The sequence below is a fragment of the Peribacillus folii genome (genome assembly GCF_030271255.1).
Classification (GTDB): Bacteria; Bacillota; Bacilli; order Bacillales; family DSM-1321; genus Peribacillus.
This window is the reverse complement of record NZ_JASJOM010000011.1, coordinates 148067-157684: the sequence shown is the minus strand read 5'-3', so window position 1 is coordinate 157684 and position 9618 is coordinate 148067. Positions and strand designations below refer to the sequence as shown.

Below are 9618 nucleotides of genomic sequence, written 5' to 3'. Positions count from 1 at the left end.
TACGTCCAAATGTACAAGCCATAAAAAAAGTAGACAAACTCGATTTTCATCGAGTTTGTCTACAGTCTGAAAGGAGGCCCCTCAGGCTCCTTTTTTTTTAGTTTCTCAATAGCCTTAGACTATTCAGGATAACGAGGATCGTGCTGCCTTCATGTCCAATGACGCCATAAGGCAGGTCTAGGAATTGAAGGAAGTTGGATGCGATCAGGATCATGATGACCGAAATCGAAAAAATGACGTTTTGTTTAATGATACGATTCATTTTTTTGGATAGTTTGACGGCTTCTGCGATGCGGGGCAGGTCATTCTTCATCAAGACGACATCCGCCGTTTCAAGGGCGACGTCCGTTCCTTCACCCATTGCAATCCCCACAGAAGCAGTTGCGAGTGCAGGTGCATCATTAATCCCATCTCCGACCATTGCCACCGTGCCGAAATGCTCTTTCAGCCTTTTCACTTCATGAACTTTCGTTTCAGGCAGGCATTCCGCAATATATGCATCAATATGGCTCTCCACAGCAATCGCTTTAGCCGTTTTTTCACCGTCACCTGTCAGCATCACAGTATGGATGCCCTCATTTTTTAGAGCTTCGATGGCGGCAATGGTTTCTGAACGCACGACATCTTTCAAGGTAAGTATACCTGCAATCCCTTTATCATCCTTTGCAAAAACCACTGTTTTGCCTTGTGCCGCGAAAGTCAGGGCAATGCCATCGCAGAATGCTTCAGCTTCGCTTCGACCGACGAAATCAGCTTTTCCGACTTTCCACAGCACGCCATTGATATAAGCTTGAACACCGTTTCCTGATATATCCTCCATATTTTCCGGCTTGACGATTTCAGTGGCCATTTTCGTTTTTGCATAGCGTACGATCGATGTTGCCAGAGGATGGTTCGAATAGTTCTCGACCGAGGCAATATGGAATAAGAAATCCTCTTCCGTCAAACTCTCACGGATGATGACATTGGTTACCTCTGGCTTTCCCTTTGTCAATGTCCCGGTTTTATCAAGGGCGATAGCCTGAAGATTGCCCAGGTTCTCCAGATGGATGCCGCCTTTGAATAATATGCCATGACGGGCGCCGTTTGAAATGGCGGATAAGGTAGCTGGCATAATGGAAGCCACAAGGGCACAAGGCGAAGCGACAACGAGCAGGATCATCGCTCTGTAAAATGTTTCCGTCCAGGTCCATGCCAATAAAAAGTGAGGCAGGAACATCATCAAGCCGACCACAGTAAGTACGACCTTTACGTAAGTACCTTCAAACCGTTCAATGAACAGTTGTGAAGGGGACTTTTCGCTTTGGGCCGACTGCACGAGTGTAATGATTTTTTGAAATAATGTTTCACTTGCTGCCTTGGTGATTTCCACGGTAATCGTGCCGCGAAGATTCACCGTACCGGCAAATACTTCATCGTTCAACGCTTTACTGACAGGAAGCGATTCACCGGTGATGGCGGCTTCATCGATATTGGTACGTCCGTCAATGATTTTGCCGTCCGATGGCACTCGCTCACCTGGCTTCACCAAAATCAAATCTCCAATATTTAGTTGAGATATAGATACGGTTTCTTCATATCCTTTGGTGATGCGCAACGCTTCTTCCGGCTGAAGATCCATGAGCGCCGATATTTCTTTATGGCTTTTGTTCATCGTGTAGGTTTCAAGTGCGCCGCTTAGAGCAAAGATGAATATCAATATCGCGCCTTCGGTCCAGTAGCCTATGATTGCCGATCCGATAGCCGCGAGAATCATCAGCATTTCAACATTCAATTCGCGGTCTGCAATCGTATCTTCGATGCCTTCTTTTGCTTTTGCATATCCGCCAATCAAAAAAGCAGCCAAATAAATGACGATCGAGGCGGAATCCATTCCGTTTTTTGAAAGGAGCCAGCCCAAGACTATTAATAAACCGCTGAATAATGCAGCAATAAGTTCCATATGTGGTTTTGCCTTTTCCAACCAGGTGGTTTTGCATGCAGTTGCCGGTTGGGTTAATTGTTTTGTTTCAGTAATCATAAGATTTCCCTCCCACATTCTTCTCTATTTTGTGTAATTGATATAGATTATCAGTAATATCCTATCTAATTGAGAAAGATAATCAACGTCATTTTTCTCCTTAAAATATGAAAGCTGCCATCGAAATTGCGATGACAGCAATGTTTTAAGGATCTTTTGACGAGATTTCCTTTTTGATACTATTATAGTACCACATATCATATTCAAAAATAAAGAAGAATGATTCTAATCTAGGAGAAAATATAAAGTGCCAGTTATTTCAATGTGCAAGGCTGGTTGTTAAACGACCTTACGCTTGAATAATAAATGAAGGAGTTCAGATAATAAATGAAACTACATACTTGTCACAGGCGACTTCTCCTTGAAAAGAGCCAATGCAAGGAAGACCATGAAAAGCATGATGCTGATCATATAGAAAAAACTCCCACCCTTAAAGTGATCGATGACTATTCCGCCAAAAAATGGACCGCCGATACTGCCTACACTATAGAAGATACTGCATAATAAATTTCCGGCAGGTAAAAGGTTTCGCGGCAATAGATCTGCCATATAACTGATGCCTAATGAGAAGGTGGAACCGACCATCATTCCGCCAAGCATGAAGCAGAGGAAAAGGCCAATCACTGAATGGGAGTAGATTGCGGCAAGAGTGAATATCGTAAACCCTGAAAAAATGATGAACAGTAAAGTCCTTCGCCGTCCATAGCGGTCACTGAGCATTCCAATGGGAATCTGTGTTAGCAGCGTACCGCCTGAAAACGCCGGAATGATAATCGATACGGCGGTTAAATCGATTCCCGACCGCAAAGCGAATACTGGAAAGTTGCTATTCAATGAAGCTTCGAGCACACCAAACGTGAACGGCAATAAAAAAGCGACCCAAGCGATGCGGCTCACCTTCGTAAACCTTTTGAGCGTACCAAGAAATGACGTGTTATCAAATTCATCCTGATCAGGAAGCTCATTCCTGATCAGGAATATGGTTAACCAGGTGAGCAGGCTGATTATGGATGTGATGATGAATGGCAGTGATTGATTGATTTCGAGAAGCTTCGTCATCAGCGGACCGACCATGAAGCCAAGACTGAAGAAAAGGCCGTAAATGGCAAGATTCCTTCCTCGCTTTGCTATCGGTGAAATGGCGGTTATCCATGTTTGGGTGGCAAAGTGAAGTGTATGATCGCCGATTCCAATCAAGAAACGTAGGAGAAACCAAAACCAGAATGATTTCCAAACAGGGAATAAGGCCAAAGAAAGGATGACGGTGATCCCGCCAAATAATATCAATGGTTTATATCCATATTTACGGAGGGGTGCTTCCATGAAAGGGGAAATCAACAGAATCCCAATATAAAGCGAGGCAGCATGAAATCCGTTTAAGGAAGAACTGATTCCGTCACCTTCAAAGATGATGGCAATGATCGGCAAGAGCATCCCTTGGGAAAAACCGGATATGCCGACAATTAAGATTAAAACACGTATAAGCAGTTTATGATTCATATATTCAAGTCTCCTAAGAAATGTGTATCATGTTGATGTTACATCCTAGGTACAGGGTTAAGCAATAGAATTTTGGGTAAATATTGACAAGAAGGAATACAATGATAAAATTTTCCTTTGTCAAAGTCTTAAGATTATGTATGATAGTTTTTGTCATATAAAAAGTACATATAAGATTGTGAGGAGAAGTATCTTGAATAAAATATTTTTGGGGCTTGTCGCAGTGGGTGTGCCCATATCCGTCATTGGTTCTTTGCTTCATTGGCCAAGCGTTCTCATGTTCGTCGTATATTGTTTAACGATCATTGCGCTTGCAGGCTTCATGGGCAGGGCGACGGAAAGCTTAGCGATTGTCATGGGGCCCAGGGTAGGCGGGCTATTGAACGCTACCTTTGGCAATGCAGTCGAATTGATCATATCCATCTTTTCTTTAAAAGCAGGGCTCGTGGGCGTCGTATTGGCTTCCTTGACCGGTTCCGTTTTAGGAAACCTGTTGTTGGTGGCAGGATTATCCTTTTTTATCGGCGGCACCAAATACAAACGGCAGAAATTCAACGTATTCGATGCGCGACATAATGCAGGATTGTTGGTTTTTGCTGTTATAGTGGCATTCGTGATACCGGAAGTGTTCACACAGAATATGAGTGAAGCAAGCACGATGTCGTTAAGTGTCGGAATCTCGATCATTTTGATTTTATTATATCTTGCTGCATTATTCTTTAAATTGGTTACTCACCGCGGTGTATACCAGCATAATGAAAAAAAAGAGGAGCATGAAGACGAAGTTCCGGAATGGAGCAGGAAAAAGGCCATCATCATTCTTGCCCTTGCAACAGTCGCTGTTGCTTACGTATCGGAAAAACTTGTCCATACGTTCAGCGAAGTGGGGGAAGCCTTCGGGTGGACGGAGTTATTCATCGGTGTCATCATCGTTGCGATCGTAGGTAACGCAGCTGAGCATGCATCCGCGGTTATAATGGCATATAAAAATAAAATGGATGTCGCTGTGGAGATTGCAGTCGGTTCCACGCTGCAGGTCGCGATGTTCGTGGCTCCTGTACTCGTGTTGATATCGTTATTATATCCTACGCATATGCCGCTTGTATTCACATGGCCGGAGCTCATATCGATGGTTACGGCCGTCTTCCTGATGATCATGATATCCAATGATGGTGAAACGAACTGGTTTGAAGGTCTGACGCTTTTGGCCGCTTATTTCATCATGGGAATCGGATTTTACTTATTATAAGAAAAAGGCCTTCCGTCGCGGAAGGTCGTTTTTTTCATAAATAAAAATGACTCTGCCGAGGTTAGATTTAGCAGAGTCATTTCTATATGAGTAAATTACGATTCATAAGTTAATCCAAAATTTTTCATCATGCTTTGTGAAAGTTGAGAAATATTCTAGAGTGTTACACCATCCTTTTACATCAGATTTAAGTATTGGCGATTTCGTTTTCTATCATCCTTTAAAAAGGTGTCATGGATTGTTCGATAAGCATACCCCCTGAATGTGTGATAGGTATGAACGATTTCGCCTCCTTTTTATAATGTAAATGAAGTATAACAGATTTCAAAAGAAAAGTAAATATTCTGAACTTTACAAATTCATTACAAAATCGACATTCGATTGAAATGTATAGAATGCTGCTTAGTAACAAAATCTATAAACAAAAATGAATGAACCCTTGAAAAGGAGTGCGACAGCATGAGAAGAATAATTCTTTGTACGATGATTGCTTTATTTGCTTTCATTCAGGCAAATGTAAGCTTTGCGGCCGAAAAACCCGGAGATAAGGCAGCTCCGACTAAGGTGAGCATCCCGCCTTCCGTATTGAATATTGCAAAGGAAAACACATATCCTAACCCGACTCAAGATCTTCCGATGCTGCAGCCGAGTAAGTTTGCCGAACAATTGATCGAATCATCGGATATAAAAATTGAAAATCCAGAACTTATTCATATGTTGAATGAATCGGCAATCGCCAAGGCCCCGCTTGCCTTTGGATACAGGGCAACCATTTATCTTGGTCATTGGGCTTTGAATTATGAATCGTCGGAAACGGCACCAAACTGGGAATACCAAAAGATCAATATGAATTACTATGATAACCGCGGCGGGGAAGTCCCGTATAGAATCCGTTATGTACAGGAAAGCCAGAAGGCCATAAGCGGAGGCTTGACCGCCAAAATCCCAAAAGCCGAGGATGTGCAGAAGATGATGCTCTTGAAGGCGACGGAAAAGACGAATTTGCCTTTGGCCTTCGAGACGATCGTCGGAGCTGGCACGAAAAAGGATGAAGTATACAATGTAGCTTCGAACAGGATTGGGTACCTATCGAGTTATGCCTCCGCCGTAAATGAAAAAGGCAAGGTCACTTATGGGGAAGTATATTTAAACTTGAAAGGCAATAAAAGAACGATTACGATCAAAAACATCACTTCACAAGGGATCGGGGCATGGATACCGGTCCAGGACCATGTTTCCTTTAGCTTCACAGTATCCCAGCAGCCGAGGTAAACGAAAAGAACTCGCCGGATTGGCGAGTTCTTTCTTATATGTTTGATTTTCTTGTCCTGAAATCTTCCTTCGGATAATAAGCGTTTTTGACGAGTACATTCGGCCCTAAGCATTTGACGGCCGGGCAATGGCAATTCAATTCATTGGCCAGCTTTGAATCCATCCAGGTGTCATACGATTCGGTCAATGGTTGGTCTTTGATATTACCCAAGGTTGGCGCATCACCGAAGTCGGTCACGATGACCTCACCGGTAAAAATGTTGATATTCAAGCGCGACCGTCCATCCGGGTCATTGCGGACCGTCACTTTATGCGTCCCGTAAAGACGCTGAAGCAGTTTTGTATCCTCTTTATTATCATTACAAGGATAAAATGGCAATGTACCGAAAAGCATCCAAACATTTTCATCACGGATATCGAGTAAATGATGAATCGCTTCACGCATTTTGTCCAAAGATAAAGTCTCAAGGGCCGATGCGAAATCACTTGGGTACATCGGGTGGATTTCATGCCTTTGACAGCCCATTTCATCGACGATTTGTCTGTGAATGTGCTCAAGATGGGGCAGGGTGCGTTTATTGAGCATCGTTTCTGCCGATACCAGTACACCAGCTTTCGTGAGGGCACGAGAATTTTCAATCATTTTATCGAATAATTTCTTACGCTGTTCCCGTGAAGGTTTACGATCCATCATGGCGAAGCCAATATCGATGAATTCATCAATCGTTCCCCAATTATGGGAAATGTGCAGCACATCCAAATACGGAATGATTTCCTCGTACCGTTCCAGGTCAAGGGTCAGGTTGGAATTGATTTGTGTCCGCACCCCACGGCTCCGGGCATATTTCAATAGAGGCAATACATAATTCCGCACTTGTATCCTTGATAACATCGGTTCTCCGCCTGTGATGCTGAGTGAACGAAGCAAGGGGATTTCATCAAGCCGTTGTATCAGCAATTCCAAGGGAAGAGCATCCGGGTCTTTCGGCTGCAGGGTGTAGCCGACTGCGCAATGCTCGCAGCGCATATTGCATAGGGTGGTGGTGGTGAACTCCACATTGGTCAAACTCATCTTTCCATATTGTTCAACGTCCATGTATGCTTCCCAAGGATCATACTTGGGTGTAATTGGTATTAAAAGATCTTGCTTGATAATTGACATGTTTAAAACTCCTTACGTAATAGTGCACTAACCCATTATGAACAATCCGGACAAAAATTGTCAAATAGCGAAGAGCTTAATTTTAAGCCTTGCCATTGCACTTTGAAGCAGATTTCGTTACGATATTATTGAGAATGGAAGGAGAGTGCCTCATGGGAAAGTCCATTACAGGTAAAAACGAACAATTAACTTATTTAAAAGAACGCCTCACGATGTTCATGGAGGTTCTTGACCATATCGAACCGGAAAATACGGAATTGGAAGATATAGACCGCTTGATCGGCATGCTGGATGACTTGGAAGGAAAAGTCGAACAATTCAAAACCCGCGAAGAAGAATGATATATGTTTCGATAATATGAAGTTTTCGATATTTTTATTCCCGACGGGATGGCAAGCAGCATGTGCCATCCCTTTTTCCACGGCTTCAGGCACGATCCGTGCGCATTTAATGCCCAGTCCACTCCTACTTCCCTGTATCAAGATCCACCCAAAATGCTTTCTTTAAGAAAAATAATTACTTGTTTTCGAAAGAATAGGTAAGATGTATAATAAAACGGGTGTTGTCACATCCGTTTTTAACAGGAGAACAGAGAAAAAGTTTAAACATAGGGGTAATAAGAGGGGGAAGAGAAATTTGGATATTCAAAAATTCCAAGAAAGTATGTACAGCTTAATCGTTGAAACTTCAACGAATTTGCCAAAGGATGTTCGTCGGGCGGTAAAAAGTGCAAAGCAGCGTGAAAATGCTGGAACTCGTTCAGCTTTGAGCTTGGATACGATCACCAACAATATTACGATGGCTGACGATAATGTATCGCCGATTTGCCAAGATACAGGTCTGCCAACTTTCAAAATTAAAACTCCAGTTGGCGTAAACCAACTTGAAATAAAAGAAGCAATCCGCAATGCCATCATTTTGGCAACGAAAGGCGGTAAGCTTCGTCCGAACGCCGTTGATTCCCTATCGGGTGAAAACAGCGGGGATAACCTTGGGGAAGGTCTTCCTGTCATGAAATTCGATCAGTGGGAAAAAGATTACATCGATGTCCGCCTGATATTAAAAGGTGGCGGATGTGAAAATAAAAATATTCAATACAGCCTCCCGATGGAGCTTGAGGGATTGGGAAAAGCAGGCCGTGACTTGGACGGCATCCGTAAATGCATCCTGCATTCCGTCTACCAAGCACAAGGGCAAGGCTGCAGTGCCGGATTCATCGGGGTTGGTATTGGCGGAGATCGTTCATCCGGATATGATTTGGCCAAAGCCCAACTTTTCCGCAGCAATGAAGATGTTAATCCAAATGAAGACCTTCGCAAGCTTGAAGAATACATCATGGGGACAGCAAATGAGTTGGGGATCGGTACGATGGGCTTCGGTGGCGAAACTACGCTGCTCGGCTGCAAAATTGGGGTCATGCACCGCATCCCGGCAAGCTTTTTCGTTTCCGTTGCCTATAATTGCTGGGCCTTCCGTCGATTGGGAGTGAAAGTGAATCCTGAGACAGGCGAAATCAATGAATGGCTATATCAAGAAGGTGAGAAAATCGACTTTGCTTTAGAAGCCGAAAAAGCGGCTAAGGAAGAAGTAGCGGCCGCTGTCGAAGCAGACATTGATGCACCGCGTGAAATGACCTTGCAGGCACCGATAACGGAGGAACAAATCCGTGAATTAAAAGTCGGGGATGTGGTCCATATAAACGGCAGAATGTATACCGGCCGTGACGCCATTCATAAGCACTTATCTGAAAACCCTGCACCCATCGACCTTGATGGACAAATCATCTATCATTGTGGACCGGTCATGCTGAAGGATGAGGAAGGAAAATGGCATGTGAAGGCTGCTGGTCCGACAACAAGCATTCGTGAAGAACCTTATCAAGGCGATATCATGAAGCGATTCGGCATACGTGCCGTTATCGGAAAAGGCGGAATGGGCCCAAAAACACTAGAGGCCCTTAGTGAACACGGCGGAGTTTACCTTAATGCGATCGGCGGGGCTGCCCAATATTATGCAGATTGCATCAAATCGGTCGAAGGCGTGAACTTCACCGAATTCGGGATTCCTGAAGCGATGTGGCATCTGAATGTGGAAGGATTTACAGCCGTAGTCACCATGGATTCACACGGAAACAGCCTTCATAAGGATGTTCAGCAATCTTCATTGGAAAAGCTGGCACAATTCAAACAACCGGTATTTAAGTAAGGAAGACGGAAAAGACGCTCACCAACTCGGCGGAGCGTCTTTTTCTGACCTTATTCCTCCATTTCTGGCAGTGGATCGACCTTTGAAGCATCCTCTAAATTCAAACCACTTTTCACAAAATGAACAAACAACCCTGCACCCAAGCCTAGACAAGCAACGAAACCGACAGTGATCACCCATTCAAGCATGCATCCGCCCCCCTAGTCCATG

At 43.8% G+C, this 9618-nt stretch carries 8 protein-coding genes; 4 read left to right on the top strand and 4 right to left on the bottom strand.

The window, feature by feature from the left end; genetic code table 11:
• Positions 1 to 97: 97 nt before the first annotated feature.
• Positions 98 to 2020: a heavy metal translocating P-type ATPase gene (locus QNI08_RS18320; protein WP_285768841.1), complete on the bottom strand. Its 1923-nt coding sequence runs from the start codon at positions 2018 to 2020 to the stop codon at positions 98 to 100.
• A 333-nt stretch (positions 2021 to 2353) separates the two neighbouring features.
• Complete coding sequence (locus QNI08_RS18315) at positions 2354 to 3520, bottom strand: MFS transporter (protein ID WP_285768840.1); 1167 nt, start codon at positions 3518 to 3520, stop codon at positions 2354 to 2356.
• A 190-nt stretch (positions 3521 to 3710) separates the two neighbouring features.
• On the opposite strand from QNI08_RS18315, the gene cax reads away from it, so the two are divergent.
• Positions 3711 to 4769, top strand: coding sequence for a calcium/proton exchanger (gene cax / locus QNI08_RS18310; protein WP_285768845.1), 1059 nt, complete (start codon positions 3711 to 3713; stop codon positions 4767 to 4769).
• A 459-nt stretch (positions 4770 to 5228) separates the two neighbouring features.
• Complete coding sequence (locus QNI08_RS18305) at positions 5229 to 6041, top strand: YfkD famly protein (RefSeq protein WP_285768839.1); 813 nt, start codon at positions 5229 to 5231, stop codon at positions 6039 to 6041.
• Between the two features lie 34 nt (positions 6042 to 6075).
• On the opposite strand, the gene yfkAB is transcribed toward QNI08_RS18305, so the two are convergent.
• Complete coding sequence (gene yfkAB, locus QNI08_RS18300) at positions 6076 to 7203, bottom strand: radical SAM/CxCxxxxC motif protein YfkAB (RefSeq protein WP_285768838.1); 1128 nt, start codon at positions 7201 to 7203, stop codon at positions 6076 to 6078.
• A 152-nt stretch (positions 7204 to 7355) separates the two neighbouring features.
• Between yfkAB and QNI08_RS18295 the strand changes: the two genes are divergently transcribed.
• Together QNI08_RS18295 and QNI08_RS18290 are read left to right on the top strand one after the other, a co-directional pair.
• Positions 7356 to 7544 carry an SE1561 family protein gene (locus tag QNI08_RS18295; protein WP_061143624.1) on the top strand — a complete coding sequence of 63 codons (189 nt, stop codon included), beginning with the start codon at positions 7356 to 7358 and terminating at the stop codon, positions 7542 to 7544.
• Between the two features lie 295 nt (positions 7545 to 7839).
• Positions 7840 to 9408 carry a fumarate hydratase gene (locus QNI08_RS18290; protein ID WP_285768837.1) on the top strand — a complete coding sequence of 523 codons (1569 nt, stop codon included), beginning with the start codon at positions 7840 to 7842 and terminating at the stop codon, positions 9406 to 9408.
• 50 nt (positions 9409 to 9458) lie between these two features.
• Here QNI08_RS18290 and QNI08_RS18285 read toward each other — a convergent pair whose 3' ends face one another.
• Positions 9459 to 9596, bottom strand: coding sequence for a hypothetical protein (locus QNI08_RS18285; protein ID WP_285768836.1), 138 nt, complete (start codon positions 9594 to 9596; stop codon positions 9459 to 9461).
• Positions 9597 to 9618: the final 22 nt, after the last annotated feature.